This window comes from Streptomyces sp. NPDC059582 (assembly GCF_042735715.1).
In the GTDB taxonomy this organism is placed as follows: Bacteria; Actinomycetota; Actinomycetes; order Streptomycetales; family Streptomycetaceae; genus Streptomyces.
In genome coordinates this window covers 85,564-106,321 of sequence record NZ_JBHWCC010000014.1, presented here as the reverse complement: position 1 = coordinate 106,321, position 20,758 = coordinate 85,564, and the positions used below count along the sequence as shown (strand labels likewise).

At 72.3% G+C, this 20,758-nt stretch carries 16 protein-coding genes; 8 read left to right on the top strand and 8 right to left on the bottom strand.

Annotation, left to right across the window (positions count from 1 at the left end):
* Positions 1-161 precede the first annotated feature (161 nt).
* Positions 162-1,550, bottom strand: a complete 1,389-nt coding sequence (locus ACFV0T_RS15215) for a diacylglycerol/lipid kinase family protein (protein WP_385778529.1) — start codon at positions 1,548-1,550, stop codon at positions 162-164.
* 253 nt (positions 1,551-1,803) lie between these two features.
* Between ACFV0T_RS15215 and ACFV0T_RS15210 the strand changes: the two genes are divergently transcribed.
* A complete protein-coding gene (locus tag ACFV0T_RS15210) occupies positions 1,804-3,879 on the top strand; it encodes a SpoIIE family protein phosphatase (protein ID WP_385778527.1) in 2,076 nt (691 codons plus the stop codon).
* A 105-nt stretch (positions 3,880-3,984) separates the two neighbouring features.
* Here ACFV0T_RS15210 and ACFV0T_RS15205 read toward each other — a convergent pair whose 3' ends face one another.
* The 5 genes from ACFV0T_RS15205 to ACFV0T_RS15185 all read right to left on the bottom strand — a co-directional run bounded on the left by ACFV0T_RS15205 (position 3,985) and on the right by ACFV0T_RS15185 (position 6,870).
* Entirely contained in the window at positions 3,985-4,449 is a 465-nt protein-coding gene (locus ACFV0T_RS15205; RefSeq protein ID WP_385778525.1) for a hypothetical protein, read from the bottom strand.
* Positions 4,433-4,924, bottom strand: a complete 492-nt coding sequence (locus ACFV0T_RS15200; RefSeq protein WP_385778523.1) for an RNA polymerase sigma factor — start codon at positions 4,922-4,924, stop codon at positions 4,433-4,435. Before ACFV0T_RS15200 ends, ACFV0T_RS15205 begins: the two co-directional genes overlap by 17 nt.
* A 135-nt stretch (positions 4,925-5,059) precedes the next feature.
* On the bottom strand, positions 5,060-5,677 hold the full coding sequence (locus ACFV0T_RS15195; RefSeq protein ID WP_385778521.1) for a class F sortase: 618 nt from the start codon (positions 5,675-5,677) through the stop codon (positions 5,060-5,062).
* Positions 5,674-6,033, bottom strand: coding sequence for a sortase-dependent protein (locus tag ACFV0T_RS15190; RefSeq protein WP_385778519.1), 360 nt, complete (start codon positions 6,031-6,033; stop codon positions 5,674-5,676). The genes ACFV0T_RS15195 and ACFV0T_RS15190 overlap by 4 nt, the downstream gene beginning before the upstream one ends.
* Before the next feature lie 384 nt (positions 6,034-6,417).
* Positions 6,418-6,870 carry a phospholipase gene (locus tag ACFV0T_RS15185; RefSeq protein WP_385778517.1) on the bottom strand — a complete coding sequence of 151 codons (453 nt, stop codon included), beginning with the start codon at positions 6,868-6,870 and terminating at the stop codon, positions 6,418-6,420.
* Positions 6,871-7,203: 333 nt separating this feature from the next.
* Between ACFV0T_RS15185 and ACFV0T_RS15180 the strand changes: the two genes are divergently transcribed.
* The gene (locus ACFV0T_RS15180; RefSeq protein WP_385778515.1) at positions 7,204-7,869 is read left to right on the top strand and encodes a hypothetical protein; all 666 of its coding nucleotides are present in this window, start codon (positions 7,204-7,206) and stop codon (positions 7,867-7,869) included.
* A gap of 56 nt (positions 7,870-7,925) precedes the next feature.
* Positions 7,926-8,921, top strand: a complete 996-nt coding sequence (locus ACFV0T_RS15175; protein WP_385778513.1) for a pyridoxal-phosphate dependent enzyme — start codon at positions 7,926-7,928, stop codon at positions 8,919-8,921.
* A 275-nt stretch (positions 8,922-9,196) separates the two neighbouring features.
* Here the strand turns inward: ACFV0T_RS15175 and ACFV0T_RS15170 are convergent, their stop codons facing one another.
* Positions 9,197-10,306 carry an NAD(+)/NADH kinase gene (locus ACFV0T_RS15170; RefSeq protein ID WP_385778511.1) on the bottom strand — a complete coding sequence of 370 codons (1,110 nt, stop codon included), beginning with the start codon at positions 10,304-10,306 and terminating at the stop codon, positions 9,197-9,199.
* A gap of 154 nt (positions 10,307-10,460) precedes the next feature.
* Entirely contained in the window at positions 10,461-10,961 is a 501-nt protein-coding gene (locus tag ACFV0T_RS15165) for a PaaI family thioesterase (RefSeq protein ID WP_385778509.1), read from the bottom strand.
* Positions 10,962-11,054: 93 nt separating this feature from the next.
* Here ACFV0T_RS15165 and ACFV0T_RS15160 point away from each other — a divergent pair, with 93 nt between their 5' ends.
* The 5 genes from ACFV0T_RS15160 to ACFV0T_RS15140 all read left to right on the top strand — a co-directional run bounded on the left by ACFV0T_RS15160 (position 11,055) and on the right by ACFV0T_RS15140 (position 20,737).
* Entirely contained in the window at positions 11,055-11,522 is a 468-nt protein-coding gene (locus tag ACFV0T_RS15160; protein WP_385778507.1) for a winged helix-turn-helix transcriptional regulator, read from the top strand.
* Positions 11,523-11,904: 382 nt separating this feature from the next.
* Complete coding sequence (locus ACFV0T_RS15155; protein ID WP_385778505.1) at positions 11,905-14,025, top strand: hypothetical protein; 2,121 nt, start codon at positions 11,905-11,907, stop codon at positions 14,023-14,025.
* Positions 14,022-14,588, top strand: coding sequence for a hypothetical protein (locus tag ACFV0T_RS15150; protein WP_385778503.1), 567 nt, complete (start codon positions 14,022-14,024; stop codon positions 14,586-14,588). The genes ACFV0T_RS15155 and ACFV0T_RS15150 overlap by 4 nt, the downstream gene beginning before the upstream one ends.
* An 87-nt stretch (positions 14,589-14,675) precedes the next feature.
* Positions 14,676-17,321: a dynamin family protein gene (locus tag ACFV0T_RS15145; RefSeq protein ID WP_385778501.1), complete on the top strand. Its 2,646-nt coding sequence runs from the start codon at positions 14,676-14,678 to the stop codon at positions 17,319-17,321.
* The gene (locus tag ACFV0T_RS15140; RefSeq protein WP_385778499.1) at positions 17,318-20,737 is read left to right on the top strand and encodes a hypothetical protein; all 3,420 of its coding nucleotides are present in this window, start codon (positions 17,318-17,320) and stop codon (positions 20,735-20,737) included. The genes ACFV0T_RS15145 and ACFV0T_RS15140 overlap by 4 nt, the downstream gene beginning before the upstream one ends.
* Positions 20,738-20,758: the final 21 nt, after the last annotated feature.

Sequence of the window (20,758 nt, the reverse complement as noted above, 5' to 3'; positions counted from 1 at the left end):
CGGCGGCGGCCTGCGCGGGCTCAGCGTGACACCCCGCTCCCGTCGGGTGCGGGCGGCACGTCGCGGGCCGACCGTCCAGGCACCGCCGTACGGCTCACCGCGGCCGCGAGCCGGCACGCCGCGCGTCCCGCGGCGCCACGACGACGGCGGCCTGCGCGGGCTCAGCGTGACACCCCGCTCCCGTCGGGTCCGGGCGGCACGTCGCGGGCCGACCGTCCAGGCACCGCCGTACGGCTCACCGCGGCCGCGAGCTTGCGCAGCCGCCGCCAGTCGAGCCGGGGCGGCGCCTCGGGGACCCCGGGGCGGGTTCGCGGGACACGGACCCGCAGCGCGCGGCGCTCGATGCGGCAGCGGACGGGCGCGGGCAGCAGCAGTGCCTCGCCGTCGAGTCCGACCTCCAGGTCCGGTTCGTCGGCCTCGACGACCACCTCGTGGGCGGTCAGCGCCGACAGCCCGGCCCGGTTCGGGTCCAGCAGCAGTTCGGCCGCCTCGACGGCGCTGTCGACCCGGACGGCGAGGACCCCGAGCCGTCCGGCGTTCAGCCGCTCCCGGCGGCCGAACCCGAACGGGTCGCCGGTGCGGTAGGCGTTGTTGCTCACCAGCACGGCCTGCGGGTCGGTGAGCTCGACGTCGTCGGCCCGGACGGTCAGCCGCGGACCTCGCTGGCGGGAGAGCAGGTCCGGCAGCACCTCCAGTGCGGTGCCGACCTTGTCGTCGCGGTAGCCCGGACTCTGCACGACGGCCCCGTAGACCCCGAAGGAGGCGTTGTTCACGAAGGGACGGTCGGCGGCGAATCCCAGGTCGACATGGAGCTCCACCCCGTCGCTGAGCGCGTCCAGGCAGGTGGCCGGGTCGTCGCGGTCGAGGCCGAGGTCCATGGCGAAGTGGTTACGGGTACCGGCCGAGATGACGAGGAACGGCAGACCGTGTTCCACGGCCACGGCGGCGACCAGGGCCTGGGTGCCGTCGCCACCCGCGACCCCGAGCAGGTCCGCGCCCTCGGCCACCGCCGACCTGGCCAGCTCGGTGACGTCCTGTTCCCGCTCCGGGTCGAGCAGGACCACGCGGGCGCCGAGGCTCTCGGCCTTCTCCCGGAGGGAGAACTTCTCGACCTTCCCGCCACCGGAACGCGGGTTGAGGATCAGGAAGGGTCGCCTCGGTGGTGGCGTCCGGTGCTCCTTCATGCGGGTGGGGCGCAGGCCCGTGCTCCGCAGGGCGTACCGGCCCGCCCACACGGCCACGCACCACAGGGCCACGGACAGCGCGATCACCCACACCAGCCGCAGCGCGACGAACAGCGCGATGACGGCGGCGGGCGTGACGACCGCCAGCAGGGCGGCGGCCGCACGGACCACCCCGCGCCGGGAGAGCGTCCACCAGAGGGCGGCGGCCGTGAGGGCGAGCCCCGCCAGTCCGACCGCCAGGAGCAGCAGGCCGCCCAGGCCGCCGTAGACGAGGGGCAGCAGCGCCGCGGCCGCCGCCGTGGCAAGCGCCGCCCTCGCCACCCACGCCTGCCGGCGGTGCGGTCGCTCGCTGTGTGTCGCAGCCATGGGCCCCTTCCAGAGGGTGTGCGCCGACGCTGGACGCCGTCCCTCACGCCGCGCGGAGAGACGCCCGTCAAGATCTCACGGGGCGCCGTACGAACACCACCTGCCCCCGGCCCGTGCGGGTGAACGTGAACAAGGTGTGTGATCCGAGGTTCCAGGGGGACCATGGAAGCTCAAGCACCTGCGCACCGGGCAGGCCGCGCTCCCGGCCGGAAAGCGGACGACGCCTCTCCGGCGGTCGAAAGGAGTGCCTGCGATGAGCGGAGCCGAGCGCCCTCCCGTCGGCACCGACCGGGATGACACCGGCCGGGCCAGCGGTCTGATGGACCTCCTCGGTGTCGCCGCGGTCCTGCTGGACTCCGAGGGCCGGATCGTCCTGTGGAGCCCACAGGCCGAGGAGCTGTACGGCTACACGTCGCAGGACGCGCTCGGGCAGTACGCAGCGCTGCTGCTCGTGCACGAAGAGCACTGGGACTGGGTGGTCAAGACGTTCACCGAGGTCATGGAGACCGGCCAGAGCTGGGCCGGGTCGTTCCCGATCCGGTGCAAGGACGGCAGCACACGGTTGGTGGAGCTGCGCAACATGCGGCTGACGAACGACAACGGCGACTTCTACGCCCTCGGACTCGGCACGGACTCGCCCACCTTGCGTGAGCTGGAACGGGACGTCGCCCTCTCCACCCGGCTGATCTCCCAGTCGCCCATCGGAGTGGCCATCTTCGACCCCGGCCTGCGGTACGTGACGGTGAACCCCACGCTGGCCCGTATGCACGGGCTGTCGGCGCCGGAGCACCTCGGCCGCTACTACCGCGACGTCATGACGGGCGCGGAGTTCGCGGAGACCGAGGCCGCGTTGTGGCAGGTCCTGCGCACCGGAAGCCCGCTGATAGAGGAGTCCACCATCGTCGGACGCACCCCGGCCGACCCGGGGCACCAGCACGCGTGGGCGATATCGATGTACCGGCTCGAGGACACCCACGGCCGCGTCCTCGGTCTTGCGGAGCTGGTGGTGGACGTCACCCAGCGCTACGAGTCGGCGTTGGAGGCCGCCGAGACACGACGACGCCTGGCCCTGATCGCCAACGGCTCCGCCCGGATAGGCACCACCCTGGAGGTCGGCCAGACGGCCCGGGAACTGGCCGACGTCACCGTGCCCGAGTTCGCCGACCTCGTCGCCGTCGACGTGCTCGACTCCGTCCTGGACAGCCACCGGCCCGCCTCCCGCGACGGCAGCCCCGCGCTCTTCCGGGCCCTCGCGGTGAAAGCCGCCTACCCCACCGACGCCTTCCACGCCGCCGATCCGCCCGGCCAGATCGCCGCGTACGACGTCGACCGGGTGGCGACCCGGTGTGTGCGCACCGGCCGGCCCGTGCTCATCCGCCACGTGCAGCGGGAGGACCTGAGCCGCATCGCCCGCGACGAGGACGCGGCCAGGCTGCTGGACCGGGCCGGGGTGCATTCGTACATGGCCGTCCCGCTCGCCGCCCGCGGCACGATCCTGGGCTTCCTGGGGCTCACCCGCGCTCGTGATCCGCGGCCCTTCGACGAGGACGACCTCGCCATCGCCACCGAGCTGGCCTCCCGGGCCGCGGTCTGCATCGACAACGCCTGCACGCACCAGAGCGTGCGCAACGCCGCCGTGACCCTTCAGCGCAGCCTGCTTCCCGAACACCCGCCGCGCCTTCCGGGTCTTCGGGTCGCCTCCCGCTATCTGCCCGCGCAGGCCGCCTTCGAGGTCGGCGGCGACTGGTACGACGTACTGCCGATGACCGGCGACCGGACCGCGCTCGTCGTCGGGGACGTCATGGGCAGCGGGATCGAGGCGGCCGCCACCATGGGCCGCCTGCGCACCGCCACCGCCGCCTTCACCGAGGTCGACCTCGACCCGGCGCAGGTCCTCCAGCACCTCGACACGATCACCTCGCGGCTGGAGCAGTACATCGCCACCTGCCTGTACGCCGTCTACGACCCCCACCGCGCCGAGCTGCGCATCGCGAACGCCGGCCACCTTCCTCCGGTGGTGGTCTGCGGCGGCGGACAGCCCCAGCTGCTCGACCTGCCGACGGGCACCCCGCTGGGCGTCGGCGGTGTCCCGTTCGAGACGACCGCCGTCGCCTTCCAACCGGGCGACCAGCTGATCCTGTACACCGACGGCCTGGTCGAGACCCGGCACGAACCCCTCGACGAGCGGCTCGACACCCTGCTGACCCTCCTCGACGCGCCCCACTCGCCGTTGGAGGACTCCTGCAACCGGCTGCTCCAGAACCTGCGGCACCCCTACGACCACGACGACGTCGCCCTGCTGATCGCCCGCGCACGCCCCTTCACCTGACTGTGGCACCGCCTGCACCTGACGGTGGCAGCGCCGCCCACGGCGATGTCGCCGATCGGCTCGGCGCCAGGCCAGGGCGTGTTTCGCCCCAGGTGTGCTGCGGCACTAGGGCTCGGGGCGGGACGTCAGTTGTGTCGCCGGGCGTGCGCGGGTCGGAACGGCCCGGGTGTCGGCGGTGCCGGGGGTGGTGGTGCCGGGGGTGGTGGTGCGGGAGACCTCCGGCCGGGGGTTCGAGGGGCTCGCGGAGGGGCGCGGGGTGACGGGCTCGGCGGACCGGGTCGGGCTGGGCACGACCGAAGGGCTGCTCGCGGGCGGCGGCGCCAGAGGCACCGTCGGGGACACGGGGGTCTCCGAGGTCGTCAGCTGGAACGGGAGCGCGACGAGCACGGCGACGGCACCCGTCAGACCGGCCCCGGCCGCGACGCGCAGCAGCCGTCGGCGAGTGGCGCTGCGGCGGATCTCCTCGTACCGGCCGGGGGGCGGGCCGAGGTGTTCGGTGGTGGGGCGCAGGATGACGGCGAGCGGGTCGTCGGGGTCGAGGTCCGGACCGTCGTCAGAGGCTGTGATCAAGGCTTCTCCTCAGGTGGGCGCGGAGCAGTTCTCGGGCCGCGTGCAGGTCGGCCTTGACAGTTCCTTCCTTGCGCCCGGTCAGCACGGACACCTCCCGGACCGGCATGTCAGCGTAGTAGTGCAGCAGGATCGGGACGCGCAGTCTCTCCGGCAGCGACTGCACGAGCAGCCGCACGGAGGGGTCGGCCTGCTCGGTGTACGGGCGGACGGCCGCTTCGGAGGTGACCCGGCGCACGGCTCTGCGCTCGCGCTCCACCTTGCGCCAGTGGTCCCGGACGAGGTTGGCCGCGGTGACGTAGAGGAAGCCGCGGGGCTCCTCCACTGATGTCCAGCGGGCCCAGAGACGGGTGAAGGCCTCCGAGGCGATCTCGTGGGCCGTCTCGTCGTCGTCCACCAGGCGGCGGCACCAGCCGGCCAGGCGTGGGTAGAGGGCGGCGAACAGCTCGGACGCTGCCTTGTCGCGGGACCGTTTCAACGCTCTCCATGGTCGTCACTGTTCATTCGGCTCTGCTCGTCCGTACCTCTCGTGGAGGAGGAGCCCGAACCGGTGGCGTACGTTCCACCGGTCCGGGATCCGGACTGTGTGCGGTCCCGGGTAACGGGAGGTCGGTCAGGGGCTCGTGGAGCTCAGCGCGGCGAAGACGATCACGTTGTCGAGGTAACCGTCACCGGTACGGGCGCCGCCGCACGTGATGAGCCGCAGCTCCGGCCGGTCCACGTCCCCGTAGACCTGGTCCGCAGGGAAGTCCGCCTTGGCAACCGTCCGTACGGACTCGACGGTGAACACCGCCGCCTTCCCGTTCTCCAGGCGTGCCACGATCCGGTCGCCCCGGCGCAGGTCCGCCAGGTGACGGAAGACCCCGTCCCCGTAGGCGCCGACCGTGACATGGGCGAGGATCACCGAGGGGCCGACCTGGCCCGGCGTCGGTGAGTACCGGTACCAGCCCGCCCGGTCGTGCGCCGTGATCGGGGGCACCTGCACGGTGCCGTCCGCGGCCAGCCCCAGTTGCATGACCGGGGTGTCGACCCCGATCGCCGGGATCTCCAGCCCGACCGGGACCGAACGCCCGAGCGCCCGCGCCGTGTCCGCCTGTGCGACGGACCGCGAAGGCGCCGGCGTGGTCCCCCGATCCGCGGTCGTGGCCCGGTCGGTGCCATGGGCGTCGCAGCCCACGAGCGCAGAGGCCAGTGCCGCGGTGACGAACGCACGCCTGGAGAGCAAGGTCATGCCCCGGTCGCCCGCCGGCGACGCACGACAAGGATCGCCGCGCCGCCCACGGCGAGCGCCGCGGCGCCGCCGCCGATCAGCGCGCCGTCGTTCCCGGACTGTTCGGACGCCGACGCCACACCGGTGTCGGGCGCTCCGTCGGGCACCCGGCTGACCTGGCTCGGGGCCGCCGTCCGGACCGGAGCGGCGCTCGGCGCCGCGCTGGGCGTGGCCGAGACGACGGTCGGGGAGGGGGCGGCGGTCGCGGTACGCGAGGGAACCGGGCTCGGGCTCGTCCCGTCGGCGAACGCGGGCATCGCACCCGCCAGCACCGCGGTGCCCGCGAGTGCCAGGGAACTGAGGACAGTTCGACGCATGAATCGCTCTCTTTCGTCGATCCCGCCGACCGGGGGGACCGGCGGGCTGGGTTACGGATCGCGCAGAGAGACGAGACAGCGAGGGAGCGGGTTGTAAAGGGATGGCAAAGGCCGGCGGCGGGGATCCGCAGTCCCTCGGCGGTGCCTGTCGGCACCGGATCGGCAGGCGGTCGGCATGGATACGTCTGCCGCCCGGCTCGACGGGCCGTGGGAGTGGTGGCCCGCGTCCGTCGAGGACGCACGGCACCGTGCGCCGACGACCCGCCGCGCACCGACGGCTCGCGGCCCGCCCGTACTCGGGCGGATCGCCGACCGGGCCGACGTGCTGCGGAGCACCCCACTGGCGGCGCCCCGCAGCCGCGGGCGGTCAGGCCCGGCGTTCGCTCAGCCGAAGGCCTTGACGGCCTGGTAGTAAGTCCACGCCGTGCTGTTGCAGGCGGCCTTGGTGGCACCGCTGTAGCTGTTGCAGACTCGCTTGAGGTCTTCGTAGAGGGCGCTGTCGAGGCGGGACTTGTTGGCGCTGAAAGCGCCCGCGGCCTTGTAGTTGCGGTAACCGAAGTCATGGCGGGCACAGGACGTGGCGAAGGGGAAGCCGAACGGATTGTCCGGCGACGTGGAGCAGTAGTCGGTGGACCAGTCGAACCCGTAGGCGGTCCAGGCCGCCTGGTTCGCGCGGGCGGCGGTCCACTGGTTGTAACTCGACGCGCTGGTCTGCGTCCAGCTCGCGAGGACCTGGGGCTTGTCGGCAGGAGCGGCGTCGGCGGACGTCGCGGTGGCGACCACGGCGGCCAGGGCCAGAGTTGAGCCGGCGAGACCAGTGGCGAGTCTTCGGCGCATCCCACACCTCCACGAAAATGCGGCCCGTCCGTCGGACCGCAGGTTCATGACAATACGAATGCCGCCTGACCTTCGCTACAGCCCTGCTCCGCCTATCTTTTGATGGTGCGTCAGACAATCATGGCGGGCGCCGCCGCGACGGAAGGATGGCGGAAACTCGCCAAGTCCTCGTGGTGAACGCGCCTCGTCCGGCACACGGCGAGGGTGTCGGTGGGCCCACCTCTGATCCGGTGTCCAGGGCCCGCGACGGCCGCCCTTGCCGGCGGCAGGATGCTCCGCGTCGGCAAACGGACCGACGAGGAACCCATTACAGGGACAGCTCAGGGGGACCCCGTGAACGAAGCATTCGCAAGGCGCCTGGCAGGGACCGCGGGCATCGCCTGCGCGGCCGCGCTCATCGTCGAAGTACCGCTGTACTTCGTCTACTCGGGCCCGCCACCGGACTCGAACGTCCTGGCCCGACTTCTGATCGGCATCATCGCCCTCGCCTTCCTGGTCGTCTTCGTGACGGCCTTCCGCGAACTGGTCAAGCGCGTGAGCCCCGCCTACGAGTGGGCCGCCTCGATCGCCTTCGCGACAGGACTCGTCCACGCGACCGTCACCCTGGTCTCCAGCGGCCTGGAAGCGGGCGCCGTGATCGCCGCCGACCACCCGATCGACCCGACCGTCACGGTCAGCGGCACCTACGTCCTGTACGGGTCGATCTCCCGCCTGCTGCTGGCGTTCTTCCTCACCGCGGTGGGCTACACCGTCGGACGCACGAACCTGTTGCCGCGCTGGACCGGCCGGTCGTCGTACGTCCTGGCGGGGATCAACCTCGCGTTCGTGCCGTCCCTGTTCTTCGGCAACACCCCCGCCCACTTCTACGCCGCCAACGGCTGGGGCACGACCGCCCTGATGGGCGCGATCCTCAGCTACTGGCTGCTGGCCGTGGGCATCTCCGCCTGGCGCAGCGCCGGCCGGCCCGCTCTCGCGGGGGCGGCCCCGTCGCCGAAGTGACCTCGAAGCGTCGGCCACTGTCGCGCGCCCGCGGCCGATGGCCGACGCTGTCCCTTGTGAACACCACCGATGACGCCTCCGGCTCCCCCTCCCCCGTCCCGCTCGGCATCTGGCCGACGCCCGTCGAGCCACTGCCCCGGCTCGCGGCCGCGCTGGGGCTCGGCGGGCACGACCTGCTGATCAAGCGGGACGACCTGACCGGCCTGGGCGGAGGGGGCAACAAGGTGCGCAAACTGGAGTGGACCGTCGGTGCCGCGCTCGCCGACGGAGCGGACACGCTGGTGACCACCGGGGCTCCGCAGAGCAATCACGCCCGTCTGACCGCCGCCGCGGCCGCCCGTCTGGGCCTTCGCTCCGTCCTCGTCTTCCCGGGGACCGGCAGCGGGTCGCAGTCGGGCAACCTGGTGCTCGACGGACTTCTCGGCGCCCGCGTCGTGTGGTCCGGTGCCTCCGGCCGGGCGGCGCTGGACGCGGCGGCCACGGCGGTGTGCGCACGCCTCGAAGAGGAGGGTGCGCGCCCGGCCCTCATCCCCTTCGGCGGTTCGAGCGCGGTGGGGGCACTGGGGTACGTCCGGTGCGGAGAGGAACTGATGGACCAGGTGCCCGACCTCGACACCGCGGTTGTGGCGCTGGGATCGGGCGCGACCATGGCCGGGCTGGTCGCCTCGCTCGGCCCGGACCGCGTCATCGGAGTCGACACCGGCGCCCTCGGCGACCCCACGCCGGTGGTGGCCGCGTTCGTCGCGGACCTCCTGCCCGAACCCGTACGGCCCGAGCGGCTGAGGATCCGCGGCGACCAGATCGGCTCCGGCTACGGGACCCTGACGGAGGGGGTCAAGTCCGCGCTGACCGTCACGGCCCGCACGGAAGGGATCATCCTCGACCCGGTCTACACCGGCCGCGCCATAGCGGGGCTGATGGCCGCCGTGCGGGACGGCGACATCCGGCCGGGCCGGACGACCGTGTTCGTCCACACGGGAGGACTGCCGGGGCTCTTCGGGCACCCGGACGCGGTCGCCTACGGGGAGAACAGCGTGATCAGCGGTCTTTGAGGCGGGACCACGACGAGGGGACTCCGAGGCACGGCCTTCGCGACGGGACCACGACCAGGGAACTCCGAAGCACAGCCTTCGCGACGGGACCACGACCAGGGAACTCCGAAGCACAGCCTTCGCGACGGGACCACGACCAGGGAACTCCGAAGCACAGCCTTCGCGGCGGGACCACGTCGGCACGGTCCGTGAGACGCGGTCCTCGAAGCGTGTCGGTGGTCAGTGGTGAGTGATCAGGGATCAGGGATCAGGGATCAGGGATCAGTGGCCAGCGGTCAGCGGTCTTGGGGGCCGGTCGGCGGGCATTCCAGTGCCTGGTCCAGTGACGCGTCTCCGGGGCCCGGGGGCAGCGCCAGGTGCGCGAGGTCCGCCGGCGGCGGGGTCGTCACCGGCCACAGCGGGGCGGGGGTGCCGTCGGCGACCGCGGCGGGGGCGTCGGTCAGGTTCATGCGTTCGCGCAGACGGCCGTAGAAGTCCATCGGCCCCAGCCGGACGGCCCGCAGCCGGCGCGGAGCCGCGTACACGCCGATCCAGTCCCCCGGGTCGAGCACGCCCCGGAGCTGGCCGTCGATGCTGACGGCGGCCTGGCCCGACCGTTCGAGCACGCGCAGCGCGATCGGCTCGTCGGGCGCGGCCACCACCGAGCGGTTGAACGCCATGTGCGGGGCGACGGGGGTGAAGATGAGGCCCTCGGCTCGGGGGGAGACGACGGGGCCGCCGGCCGCGAAGCTGTAGGCCGTCGAGCCCGTCGGGGTCGCGACCAGCAGCGCGTCGGCGGAGTAGGACGCCAGGAGCCGGCCCGCGATGTAGACGCCGACCGACACCTGCCGGTCCCTGGCCAGCTTCTCCACGACGACGTCGTTGAGCGCCGCCACGTTCAGCGCGATGCCCCAGTCGTCACCGGAATCGCAGTCGACGCGGATCCGCGGCGGTGGCAGTATCGGGCCACGGCCGTAACGCACAAGTTCCTGCATGTCGGAGGGAACCTCCAGCATGCGTGAGGCGCGCATGGTGAGCAGCATGCGGCTCTCGACGGTCAGCCGTTCGTCCCGCACGGCGTCCAGCGCCGCGCACACCACGGTGACGGGGACCTCCGTCAGGAACCCCACCCGGCCGAGGTCGACGCCCAGCACCAGCGCGTCGTGTTCGGCGGCCAGCCGGGCGCCCCGCAAGAAGGTTCCGTCACCGCCGAGGGTGACGATGAGGTCGGGATCCCCCGCGGACTCGACCTCCTCCTCGGCGCTGTGGCGCCCGCCGTCGCGCCAGACGTCGATGTCGGTGCACTGCACGGCGTTGTCGGCGCACCAGCCACGCACGGACCGGGCGGCCTGCGTGGCTTCCTCACGCCCTCCGTGCACGACCAAGCCGACACGACGCACCGTCACAGCTACCTCCGGGCCGAGCCTCGCGGATGAGGATGGCAGGTATCCGCATTCCTGCTGGCTGCCATCCTCATCGTGCGACGGGCCCCGCCCGGAACGCCACGCCGCTGCGCGTCCCTCCACGGGTCGGTGCGGGCGCCCCGCGCCTCCGGGCCGCTCAGGTGCGCGCGTCGGGCACCGGGAAGATCATGCAGCTGCTGGTGGCGTGGGCGAGCAGGCGGTCCCGCGCGTCGAGCAGCTGGGCCTCGGCGAGCGCGGTCCGGCGACCGCCGTGGACGACGGTGCCGATGGCGCGCACCCTGCCGGTGTCCACCGTGATCTTCCGCAGGAACTTCACGGTCAGGTCGAGGGACGTGTACGCCGCGCCGTGCGGCAGCGTGGACTGGACGGCGCAGCCCGCCGCCGAGTCCAGCAGGGTGGCGTAGACGCCGCCATGGACGCTGCCGATCGGGTTGTAGTGCTCCTCGCCCGGAGTGAGTGAGAAGACCACCCGACCCGGCTCCACCTCGTCGAGCGAGAAGTCCAGGGTGGCGAGAATGGGCGGCCCCGGCACTCGCCCCGCCTGCATCTCGCGCAGGAAGTCGATACCGGCGCTCCGCATCGCGGCCTCAGCCGTGACCGCGGGGTCGTCCCACTCGTACGTACGTGTCCGTCCCACGGTGCACTGCCTCCTGATCTGGCTTCGTCCGTCAAAGCTAGCCGTGCCGCGATCTGACTGTCAACGGCGAAGCCAGATGCTTACCATGGACGGATGGACTGGCTTGAGGTGAGCACCGAGAACTGCCCCGTCCAGCGCACGCTCGACGTGGTCGGGGAGAAGTGGACATTGCTGATCCTGCGGGACGCCGCCAACGGGGTCCGTCGCTTCGACGACTTCCGACGGCACCTGGGCCTGTCGGAGGCGGTGCTGAGCGACCGGCTGCGCAAGCTGACCTCGGCAGGCGTACTGAAGCCCGTGCCCTACCGGGAACCGGGCAGCCGTTCCCGCAACGAATACCACCTCACCCGCAAGGGCTGGGACCTGTGGCCGGTCCTGGTGGCGCTGCGCCAGTGGGGCGAGACGCATTCCGCCGACCCGGACGGCGCCGTACTCGACATCCACCACACCGAGTGCGGCGCCCCCGTGCGGGTGGTCGTCGAGTGCTCCATGGAGGGGGCCGCGCTGACCCCCGCCGAGGTCACCGCCCAGCCCGGACCGGCGGCCCGCCGACGGGCGTGAGCCGACGGGAACGGACGTCAGGCGTGAGCCGTGAGCCGTCAGGCGTCAGGCGTCAGGCGTCAGGCGTCAGCCGTCAGCCGTCAGCGGTCAGCCGTCAGGCGTGAGCCGTCAGGCGTGAGCCGTCAGGCGTCAGGCGTCAGCCGTCAGCCGTCAGGCGTCAGGCGTCAGCCGTCAGGCGTCAGGCGTCAGCCGTCAGGCGACGGGAACGGACGTCAAACAGGCGACAGACGTACGCGGTTGAAACAGGCGAATGACCAACAGCGGTCATTCAGCATGCTTTTCAGCCTATGTCTTGCCACATCCTCCACCATGCCTCCACACTTGGTCACCCAGCGAGGCGTCAAAAGGCGCATACCGGCCTCGTTGACGGGGGGACACAACTGTGCGTCACGTCGGGCTGCCAGAAAGCCTCGGAGAGCGACTGCGGGCCGCAGCCGGGTTGCCCGCCCTCACCATCCACCGATCCGGTCTGCTGGGACTGGCCACGGCCCTCGACCGGCACACGCACGCGGGGCCGCCGCCGGAAGCGGGCGCGGCCGCCGAGGCGTTGGACGCCGGCCCGGAGACCTGGGCCCAGCTCGACCTGTTCACCCTCTTCGGGCGCACCGAGACCTACCGGACCCCCATCGCGGCGGAGCGCGGAACACGGCTGCGGGCGGTGCTCGGACTGCTCCCCTCGCTCCTGGTGTTCCTCCCGCTCGCCGTCACCTGGTACGGCCTGAGCCGGGCGACCCATGCCTACCAGCAACTGCGTTCCAGCGCGGAGGGGCGCCGTATCGCCGAGGGCCGCACGTTCCTCGACCTGTGGCAGGACGGATTCGCCGGTCATCTCAGCGGTGCCCTCACCTTCGGCGCGCAGGTGTGGTGGACGATCGCCTCCCTCGTCGTCCTCGTCCTCGCGACACTCGCCGCGGGGCTGGTGCGCCGCGCGGAGGAGAGATCCGCGGAACGGGCCACCGAGGAAGCGACCGCGCTGCTGCATCCGCTGCTCACCCAGGCCCAACTGGCCCTGCTGCCGCTGCGGATGGACACCCCGGCCCGCTTCGCCGCCGAGCTGAGCAGGGCCGCCGCCCAGCTGACCCCCCTGCTGGAGTCGGCCCATCGCACGCACGCGGAGAGCCGGGACCTCGCCGACATCACGGCGAAGCTGCTGCGCGCGGCGCAGCAGGACACCGCCAAGCTCGCCTCCGCCGCGGCCGCGCTGGACGACGCGGCGGCCCGGCTGCGCGGCACCGGCGACCGGATGACCGCGACCACCGACCGCACCACCGCGGCGGCGGAGGCGATGAGCCGGCTGGTGAAGGAGGACATCGAACAGGCCCGCAGCCGGCTCGCGGAGGCCGCAGCCCGGGCATCCGGTGACATCAGACGCGCGGCCGAGACCTCGTCGGTGCGGGTCGAGGCGCTGACGGACGAGGCGGTCCGGACCGTGTCCGCCCTGACCGACGAGGCGGTGCGGACGCTCTCCGCGCTGTCCGACGCCGCGACCCGGCAGATGAACGGCCTCGGCACACAGGTGGAGAAGGCGCTCGACCGGGCCTCCGTGCAGGGCGAACGGCTCGTCGGCAACGCCTCGGCGCAGGCCGGTGCCTCACTGACCAGGCTGCTGGACGAAGTGCGGGTGGCGGCGGCGGCCCTCGACCGGTCCAGTTCCCGACTGGGCTCCGCCGGAGGCGGGTTGGCCGAATGGCTGCAGTACGCGTTGGGCGAAGGCGCCGACCGGATCGCTCGTACCTACGAACTCGCCATCGCCACCGCCGCCGTGGAACTCAGCCGGCGGTTCCACGAGGCCGGCGGTGGGGTCGAGACGGCCCTCACGGGGCTGACCGACGCGGTCGGCAGACTCGACGGCACGGTCCACACCCTGCACGAGACGGCACTGCACCCGCCCCATGAGCGTCCGGCCGACGGAGCGGGCCCAGCGGGCCGACCCCCGATCGGCGCGGCCCCCGTCGACGTCGACGTCAACGGGGAAGGCCACGCGGGCCATCCACTCGTCGGCGCCGTCAACGGCACCGTCCACCTCACCCAGCCCCGCCCGACCGGCACGCCGGGCATCTCCCCCGAGCCGGGCCGCCGCCCCGCGCCCCGCTCGACCCTCCCGCGCGATCCGCGGACCGAGCCACAGGACGCACCTCGGGACAAGCCGCGCACCGGGCCACGCGACCAGCCGCAGGACAAGCCACAGGACGAGCTGCGGACTGGACCCGGGGACCAGCCGCAGGACACGTCACAGGACGAGCTGCGGACTGGACCCTGGGACCAGCCACAGGACAAGCGAGTGACCGGGCCCGGGGACCAGGAGCGCGACGAACCACGGGCCGAGCCGCCCTCGACGGCCGGACCGACGCACCCGCATCGGCCGCACCACCCGCAGGAGGCTCCACACGACGACGATCGCCACCACGGCCGCCATGACAGCCACCACGAAGACCGCCCCGCCGACGGCCATCACGGCAGCCGGGACGGCGGACCGAACGACGGACCGGACGGCGGCCGATGAAGGGCCCGGCACCGACGCACCTCGCCGGGTGGCTCTTCGCCGACCTGCTCCTCGTCCTCGTCCTGATCGTGCTCGGCGGCCAGAGCATCCACGCCACCGAAGCCGAGGACCCCGATCCCTCGCCCGGCGCGTCCGCTTCGGCGCCGACCACATCCGTGACCTCGGCGTCGCCGGCCAAGCCTTCCCCCAACCGGTCCGGCATGGATCCGGTGAGCAGGAACCTGCCCCTGCTCACCGACCAGAGTGTCGCGGACGCCCTGCGGGGCCCCGGCGGAGCCGCCCACGACAAGGCGGTACGCCGGATCGCCAAGGAGGTGGACCGGGTGCTGGCGGGCGAGAAGCGACGCGGAGCGATGATCTTCGTCTGGGGCACGGACGGCGGCTGCGCGAACTGCGCGGCGACATCCGGTCCGAGCACGACCTACGCCGAGGCCGCGGCGAAGGCGATCCAGCAGAGCCATCACCCGCTGCTGCCCCGCGCGACAGCCTTCTACCGCGGCTACATCAAGCTGAGCGGCGCCTCCGGGACCCTGCGCATGGAGGTCTTCTTCTACTACTCCTGAGCGCCGCCACGGCCGACCACCGACAGCCGAACACCCCACCCGCCCAGCGCGGGTCCGTACCGAGCACTACCTCTGAGGAGACCGCAGGTGACATGGGACGACCCGGCGCAGGCCGTGCGTTTCGTCCGGGAGGTCCGCGAAGCCGTCGACGGCTGGCGGGACATCCCGGAAGAGGCTCTGGACGACTACACCAACGCCACTCAGCACACCGACGAGTTGGAGACGGTCGCCGTCACACCGGTGACGATCGGCGTGGTGGGTGAGTTCACCGCGGGCAAGTCCACTGTGATCGGCGCGATCCTGGGCAAGCCCGACCTGTTGCCGGTGGCACAACGGGCCTCCACCGCGCAGGTCACCGCGTTGCGGCTGCGCCCCGGTCCCGAGGGGAACGCCACCGCGCTGGATCCGCAGGCGACGCTCGAACTGCTCAGCCCGGCCGAGGTGGTCGCCTGCCTGACCTATATGGGCGAGAAACTCGGCGAGGACCTCAGACGAGCGAAGGCGTCCCTCGACCGCCGCCCCTTGCAGGCATTCCTGGAGGCGCTCGGCGGCACCGCGACGGAACCGGGTCCCGGCGCGGAGGAAGCGCCCGCCGCGGGGCTCCCCGTCTGGCGGGACCCGGGCACCTGGCAGCGCTTCGACACCTGGGCGCGCGGCGCCCTGTGGGCCGCGCCGGAGGACAACGAGCAGATCCGCGACCGGGTGCGGGAACTGCACGCCCTGAGCGAGGGGGCCCTCAGCCTGTCGCCCGCGCTGCTCGGCACCACCGTCCTGCTGTCGCGCGACAACGCGCTGGCCCTGGCCGACATGGGCCGGCCGAAGGACCCCGGCGCCCCCTATCCTGGCCGCGCGCACGCCCATGGCCGGGTCGACGGGACAGCCCTGGCCAAGATCCTCACCTCGGATCCGAAGGAGAACACCGAACAGCGCAAGCTGGTCTCGCCGCTCATCCGCAGGATCAATCTGGATGTCACCGTGCGCCCCGGCACCTGGGCGCCCGTGGAGTCCGACGACGGCGGCGCGGTGCTGCTCGACTTTCCCGGGCTGGGCGCGGCCGGGCGCCGCGACGACTACCTGTGCCTGTCCCAGCTGAAGAACGTCGAGACGATCCTCGTGGTGGCCCGGAGCGAACTGATGGGCTCCGACCTGGCCGCCGGCTTCTACGGGATGATGGAGGCCCAGCGGCCGGACCAGGAGGCCCTGCGGGACTCCATCCTGGTCGCCTTCAACAAGTGGGACACCGCGACCGTCCCCCGACTGCCCGACGGCGTCGGCCCGACCGGCGACACCGTCACCGAGCACTCCGACGACCTGCACTCCCTGCGGACCGACGCGGCCAAGCTGTTGTTCCAGCGGCGGGACCGGTTCCAGCCGGTCTCCGTCTTCGCCGCGCTGACCACCGAGGGCACCGAACTCGACTGCGCGCCGGACTACTTGGCCGCGCTCAACGAGGAGAAGGTCGCCGACATCAGCAGGAAGCGTCGGGAGTGGGGCACGCTCGCCGGACGCATCGCCGCCGTCGACCCCGACCACCACTGGGTGAACCAGCTCGGCGAGTACGCCCGCGACGGCGGACTGCTGGCACTGCGCGGGCTGCTCACCCGGCACATCGAGGAGCACGGCGCCCGGCTGAAGCGGAAGACCATCAAGGAGCAGTTCTCGCGCACCCATCGGGCCTGGCGCACCGTGGAAGTGCGCGCCGGCGCCCGGGGGGTCGCGGCCGGCAGTCCCGAACACGCTCAGATCATGGCCCGGTTCGAACAGCTGCGGACGGCGGCGGAGAAGCTGATGACCAGCCTCCACGAGCTGCGCAACCCGGCCAAGGCCCGCCAGGACGGCGGCGGTTCGGTGCTGGCCCGGCTGGAGGAGCGCACCGTCGCGGCGGTGTTCGCCTGGAAGCTGTGGGGCGACCTGTACGCCGCGCTTCAGGACGGGGTGGTCACGAAGACCGTCGAGCCGGAGGAGGAGGAAGTACCGGCGTGGGTGCAGTTCCTGCCGGACGACGAGCGGCAGGAGTTCCTCGACCACCTCCAGGGCAGCACCCGTGAGCGTCAGGCGGACACCACGGCCGCCTTCCACGAGCAGTACGAGAAGACCGTACGGTCCCTGTACGACGCCGCGTTCGAGCAGCTCTCCCGGTGGGCGGAGTCCTGGGCGGCGGAGCGCGGGGAGGCGTTCGGGGAGGTGCGGGACTGGCTGACCGACGAGGAGACCGCCGTACGTCTGGAGAGCCTGTTCGCGGCGCTGCCGGACCGGAGCGTCCCGCCGTCGTTCCGGCTGACCCAGCTGAAGGTGCTGGCCCGGACCGAACGGCTCGCCGCAGCCGCCAAGGGGGGAGCCGGGCTGCTCGTCAAAGCGCGCGGCGGGGCCCCCGTGCAGGGTTTCCCGCAGTTGGAGAGGCACGTCCTGCCGTGGAGCCACGAGTACGAGGACGATCCGTCTCCCGAACGGCGCAACACCGAGAGCAGCCAGTACGCGGTCGCCCTGTTCCGCAGCCGGCTCGTCGCCTCGGTGTACGAGCAGACCGCCGCCGCCTTCGCGGACATGCTGTCGGCGGCCCTGACCCAGATGATCAGCATGGTCCAGGAGAACGCCGGAGCGGTACCGGACGAGCTCCAGGTCGCGGAGATGGTCACCGCGGCCGCCCGCGGCGACGAGGCCGAGAGCAAGCAAGAGCACGGCCCTCGGCCGAGACTGCGTGCCGTGCTGCGCCGTTGGGAGGCCGACAAGTGAGCATCCTGAACATCACCTTCGAACCGGTGGCCGGACTGCTCGGCACCGACCAGGTCTTCACCAGCGTCGAGCAGGACGGCCGCTATCCCCTGCCGGCCGTGGCGCTGGACGCCGTCAACGCGGTGCTGGGATACCCGCGTGAGCTGTCGGTCGTCCAGACCGAGGGCGGCCCCGCCGCACTGCGCCAGTGGCTGGAGAACAACTGGATCTGCGAAGCGTTCACGGGCCAGCATCCGGTCTACGGCCGCCAGGTGGTCATCCCGGGCTTCAGCATTCCCGCCGAGGTCGTCCGCCCGCCCGGCACTCCGGCCGGCGACGTGCGTGTCACCATCAGCTGGAAGCTGTCCTTCCACGACGAGAAGAGCGTCTCGGGCGAGGACTTCGCGCCCGTGGAGCTCACGTTCAGCACGGAGGCGGCCACGCCGTCGGCCGCGCCGCTCCTCGACGGCATTCCCCGGCACGTCGGCGACCGTCCCGTCTTCGTGCACTTCGCGGCCGTGGACTTCGGCAACACCAGTTCGACCGCCACGCTCTACAACGGCGAGGAGAACATCACCTGGCGCATCGACCCCGCCCAGGGCCGCACCCTCGCCGTCGAACTCGCCGCCGCGCTGCGCCCCCACACCACCTCGCCCGGAGGCTCCGCGGCCACCGCGGACGGCCTGCGCAAGCCTCCCGCGCAGTGGACCGGGCGAGCCGACGAGCTCGCGGCGGCGGTGCTGTCCGCACGGCCTGAAGCGGAGCGCACCGCGAGCCGGCTCGTCGAACTGCTCACCGTCGGCGGCGACGGCCCGGACCGGCGGCTGGTGGAGCGCACCGCCCAGGAACTCGAACGCCTGGCCCGGACCGCCGAGCACGCCGACTGGCTGGTGCCCCGGCTCTTCCGGGCATACGACCGCGCCTTCCGCGTACCGCCGTTGAAGCGGCTGGGCCTGGAGCGGATCAACTTCGGCGAGACGACCGACACCTACGAGGTCGCCAGCGCGCTCAACGTCCGCGACGGCGCCCTGCACCTGTCCGACCAGCACTCGGGGTCGCTGCGCGGACTCAAGCGGATGCTGCGGCGTCCGGACCGCGTCCCCGTGCCGCGGCTGGGCGAGGGCGTGGTCCATCACTCGGACGACCTCGTCGCGCTCGCCTTCGTCCGGCTGATCGAAGCCGTCGAGACCAGGACGCGCCACCCGCAGTCGCAGGAACAGCGCCATCTGGTCGAGGCCGTCATCACCTATCCGACGACGACCTCGCCGGACGTGCAGAAACGGCTGGAGAACGTGCTGCGCGCGAAGGCCGGTCTGAGCCAGGTCTTCGTCAGCTACGACGAAGGGGTCGCGGCCGGACTCTTCTTCGTCCTGCGTGACTTCTCCGGCAACACCGGTTCCGGGGTGGAGGCCCTGCGGGCCGCGGCCCGGCCGTTGCCCGGCCGGCCTTTCCCGACCTGGCGGCAGACGATGCTCGTCGTCGACATCGGCGGCGGCACCACCGACATCGCCCTGCTCGGTCTCACCCTCACCGACTACAGCGGCACCCTGACCGACGACGAGGCCCGCACCCGAGGGCGGCGCTACGAGCTGCGCCCGGAGGTGCTCGGCTCCACCGGCCACCCGGACCTCGGCGGCGACTACCTCACCCTGCGGGTGTACTACCTGCTCAAGGCCACCCTGATCGACCGGCTGGTGCGGCAGGCGTACGAGACCGAGCAGGCGGGCTCCGCCGGGACGGGCGCCGGGACGGGCACCGGCGCCTACCGGGAGCTGCTGGACCTGATCCCGGAATCCCTGACGACCGGCTCGTCGGGACCGCCCCGCCTGGCCCCGGCGGTCCTCGCCCATCTGTCCGGCTCGGAACTCCCCCACAGACTGGCCCAGGATCCGGTCCGCACGGCCCTGGCGAACGTGCTGCCCACCGGCTGGGCCCGCGGTGACGCCCGGGAGAACCCCGTCTTCCACGCGCTGTGGGCGGCGGCCGAGGAAGCCAAGATCCATCTCGGGGCCGACGGCACCGTTCCCTGGCGCGCGCTCCGCCCCGATGTCATCAAATGGCTGTCGGGAGTACCGACCGAAGGGCCCGGCCGCACCGTCCTGGACCTGGTCGAACAGATCGACGATCCGGAGATCCTCACCCTGGCGAAGGACGACTTCGACCGGATCGCGGCACCTGTGTTCCGGGAGGCCGCCACGATCGCGGTGGAGCTGGTGCAGAGCCGCTTCGCCCTCGACGAGACGCTCGCCCTGGACCGGATCATCCTCTCGGGGCGCAGCACCTCCATGCCCCTCGCGAAGGAGTCCGTCGCGGACGAGATCGCGCCGTTCAGGCTTCCCGACGGCAGGCCGCTCTTCCGCAACCCCGCCGCGATCGAGGTCGAGGCGCCCTTCGCCAAGCAGGCGACCTCGATCGGCGCCGCCTGGGCCCACGCCCGTAGCCGAGCCGCCCGGCACCAGTGGACCGACGGACCCGGCAGTGCCCCGCGGACGAGCACGGTGGACATCATGGTCGGCGACATCTGCCCCACGCTCCCCTGCGACTTCAGTCTCGTGACGGCCGACAACGACCTGGAGAAGGTCTTCACCGTGGGCACCCCCTACGAGGCGCTCGCCAACGACCGGCTGGCCGTCCGGTCGGGCTGGCACGCGGCGAGCCCGGTGCTCGATCTGCACCGGCCGCTCAACGGGCGGGTCAGCATGAGCTGGGGGTCCTTCTCGGTGACCCGCAGGGCCATCAACGACGACGTCCAGCTCGACGACGACCTGTGGTGGGGGCGGCTCTCGGAGGGCGTCAAACCCGGCATCCGGATGCAGGTGGAGATCGACGAGCGGCTCGAACCCCGGCTGCACTTCTGCAACGGCCGCCAGGCACACCTCGTGGTCGACCGCGCCGGTGGCCAGACCGTCGAACTGGCCGGTACCCGGCACGCGGTGTTCGGGGCCGAGGGTCACCTCACCGCCCTGCTCGGCACCATCCGCATGTACGGCGTCAACCGGCTCGGTGAGCGCACCGAGCCGGTCGTGGTCGTCCCCGCCTGGGCGGACGACGGCACCCCGCTGAGCGCGCGACTGCCCGAGATCTTCCACCCGGACCACACTCTGCCCGGCTCCGGCGAGCCGCTGCCGGGGCTGCTCGTCCCCGTCCCTCCGATGGCCGGTTCCAGTCAGTACGTGGTCGAGGTCGTGGACGCCGACGGACAGCCGCACACCCTCGACCGCCTTCCGGTGCCGGCCCGCCGACGGGCGGGCACCGAACAGTACGTCAGCCTCGACAGCCGCGGCCGGCTGCGGGTCCACGGCGGGCGGCCCCCGTATCTGACCACCAAGAGCATCCACACGCTCCAGGAACATCCCGGCGCGGTCTACTCCACACCCATGTCCCAGGACCTCGAGAGCCTCTATCCCGACTGGAACCCCTTCAACGGCAAGCACTGATCGACAGCGCGAACGGCATGG

Excerpts from the sequence above, each read along its gene's own strand:
- ACFV0T_RS15215 (WP_385778529.1), bottom strand. The coding sequence starts at position 1,550 with ATGGCTGCGACACACAGCGAGCGACCGCACCGCCGGCAGGCGTGGGTG.
- ACFV0T_RS15210 (WP_385778527.1), top strand. The coding sequence starts at position 1,804 with ATGAGCGGAGCCGAGCGCCCTCCCGTCGGCACCGACCGGGATGACACC.
- ACFV0T_RS15195 (WP_385778521.1), bottom strand. The coding sequence starts at position 5,677 with ATGACCTTGCTCTCCAGGCGTGCGTTCGTCACCGCGGCACTGGCCTCT.
- ACFV0T_RS15190 (WP_385778519.1), bottom strand. The coding sequence starts at position 6,033 with ATGCGTCGAACTGTCCTCAGTTCCCTGGCACTCGCGGGCACCGCGGTG.
- ACFV0T_RS15185 (WP_385778517.1), bottom strand. The coding sequence starts at position 6,870 with ATGCGCCGAAGACTCGCCACTGGTCTCGCCGGCTCAACTCTGGCCCTG.
- ACFV0T_RS15160 (WP_385778507.1), top strand. The coding sequence starts at position 11,055 with ATGGACTGGCTTGAGGTGAGCACCGAGAACTGCCCCGTCCAGCGCACG.
- ACFV0T_RS15150 (WP_385778503.1), top strand. The coding sequence starts at position 14,022 with ATGAAGGGCCCGGCACCGACGCACCTCGCCGGGTGGCTCTTCGCCGAC.